This window comes from Lentilitoribacter sp. JB5-8, assembly GCF_055693385.1.
Map to the genome: position 1 here is coordinate 1 of NZ_CM146332.1, position 2,500 is coordinate 2,500.

2 tRNA genes and 2 rRNA genes (1 of these 4 cut by a window edge) are annotated in these 2,500 nt (G+C 50.5%); all 4 read right to left on the reverse strand.

Annotated features, from left to right (window positions below):
• Window position 1: 1 nt before the first annotated feature.
• Window positions 2-77: transfer RNA gene (locus ACZ1GZ_RS00005), tRNA-Met, on the reverse strand.
• A gap of 135 nt (window positions 78-212) precedes the next feature.
• Window positions 213-289: transfer RNA gene (locus ACZ1GZ_RS00010), tRNA-Met, on the reverse strand.
• A gap of 115 nt (window positions 290-404) precedes the next feature.
• Window positions 405-519 (reverse strand): 5S ribosomal RNA (gene rrf / locus ACZ1GZ_RS00015).
• Between the two features lie 274 nt (window positions 520-793).
• A 23S ribosomal RNA gene (locus tag ACZ1GZ_RS00020) occupies window positions 794-2,500 on the reverse strand (it continues 1,090 nt past the right edge of the window).

The window sequence follows — 2,500 nt, forward strand, 5'->3', positions numbered from 1 at the left end:
GTTGCGGGAGTAGGATTTGAACCTACGACCTTCAGTTTATGAGCCTGACGAGCTACCGGGCTGCTCCACTCCAAGCAATTCGCATAAAGCGAATGCGCTGCACGACCAGACTATTCTGCGCAGAAGAATGTCAAGTCGTGACGCGTTGAAGTATTTAATGAGCTATGAGGACGCACAAAAAAACACCCTACTCAAAAGAGAGGGTGCTGATTTGGTTGCGGGAGTAGGATTTGAACCTACGACCTTCAGGTTATGAGCCTGACGAGCTACCGGGCTGCTCCATCCCGCGGCAACTTAATCCACGTGTTTTTATTCTCGCCCCAAAGTTATTGGACAAGATTGTCTTTTAGTCTTTGGGAATGAGGATATTTATTATTGTTGAGAATTTTATATGCGTTTTGCAGACCTGGCAGCGACCTACTCTCCCGTGCCTTAAGACAAAGTACCATCGGCGCTAAGGCGTTTCACGGCCGTGTTCGGAATGGGAACGGGTGCAGCCACCTTGCCATAACCACCAGGTCGGCAAAAAGCATATAAAGTTAAGAAACTGGTCGGGCTAGGCCCTTTTTTAAGCAATTCATCGAAGATGAATGCGTACGCGTCGCCAATTGATCGTCAGATCAATGAGAGACACATATTTCGGCGTTACTGCTAATTTCATTTATGCAACGACCACAAAATTATCTGTGTTATCGTTTTGGCACCCTTGCGAGGTATAATACCGAGCAAGAGAGGTTTGCCAAAACCACTTTACAGAACATTTTGCGAAGCAAAATGGGTATAAGCAATGAGAACAATCAAGCCAATCGAGCTATTAGTACTGGTAAGCTTCGCACATTACTGCACTTCCACACCCAGCCTATCAACGTGGTAGTCTTCCACGGCTCTCAGGGAATACTCGTCTTTGGGTTAGTTTCCCGCTTAGATGCCTTCAGCGGTTATCTATTCCGTATATAGCTACCCTGCTATGCTGCTGGCGCAACAACAGGTCCACCAGAGATACGTCCACCCCGGTCCTCTCGTACTAGGGGCAGATCCCATCAATATTCCTACGCCCACGGCAGATAGGGACCGAACTGTCTCACGACGTTCTGAACCCAGCTCACGTACCGCTTTAATTGGCGAACAGCCAACCCCTTGGGACCTGCTCCAGCCCCAGGATGCGATGAGCCGACATCGAGGTGCCAAACAACCCCGTCGATATGGACTCTTGGGGGTCATCAGCCTGTTATCCCCGGCGTACCTTTTATCCGTTGAGCGATGGCCCTTCCACGCGGGACCACCGGATCACTATGACCGACTTTCGTCTCTGCTCGACTTGTCAGTCTCGCAGTCAGGCAGGCTTATGCCATTGCACTCAACGACCGATTTCCGACCGGTCTGAGCCTACCTTCGCGCGCCTCCGTTACTCTTTAGGAGGCGACCGCCCCAGTCAAACTACCCACCACACACTGTCCTGGATCCGGATAACGGACCGCAGTTAGACATCCACGAAGATAAGGGTGGTATTTCAAGGATGGCTCCACCCCCACTGGCGTGAGAGTTTCAAAGCCTACCACCTATCCTACACATGCCTTGGCGAATGCCAGTGTGAAGCTATAGTAAAGGTGCACGGGGTCTTTCCGTCTGACCGCAGGAACCCCGCATCTTCACGGGGAATTCAATTTCACTGAGTCTATGTTGGAGACAGCGGGGAAGTCGTTACGCCATTCGTGCAGGTCGGAACTTACCCGACAAGGAATTTCGCTACCTTAGGACCGTTATAGTTACGGCCGCCGTTTACTGGGGCTTCAATTCAGAGCTTGCACTCCTCCTCTTAACCTTCCAGCACCGGGCAGGCGTCAGACCCTATACGTCGTCTTGCGACTTCGCAGAGCCCTGTGTTTTTGATAAACAGTCGCTACCCCCTGGTCTGTGCCACCTATATCTACTTGCGTAAATACAGGTCACGCTTCTTCCGAAGTTACGCGTGCAATTTGCCGAGTTCCTTCAACATAGTTCTCTCAAGCGCCTTAGTATTCTCTACCTGACCACCTGTGTCGGTTTGGGGTACGGTCTATACGGTGGAGCTATTTCCTGGAACCTCTTCACTGCACAACCAATCCAATAAGGATGTACAATTTACGAGATCCGTCACTACCACCAGGCTGCAGAATATTAACTGCATTCCCATCGACTACGCCTTTCGGCCTCGCCTTAGGAGCCGGCTAACCCTGCTCAGATTAACTTTAAGCAGGAACCCTTGGTCTTTCGGCGAGAGGGTCTCTCACCCTCTTTATCGTTACTCATGTCAACATTTGCACTTCTGATACCTCCAGGATCTCTCACGAGTATCCCTTCGCAGGCTTACAGAACGCTCTGCTACCGCACTATAAATAGTGCCCTCAGTTTCGGTGCATGGCTTTAGCCCCGTTACATTTTCGGCGCAAGAACCCTTATTTAGACCAGTGAGCTGTTACGCTTTCTTTAAATGATGGCTGCTTCTAAGCCAACATCCTGG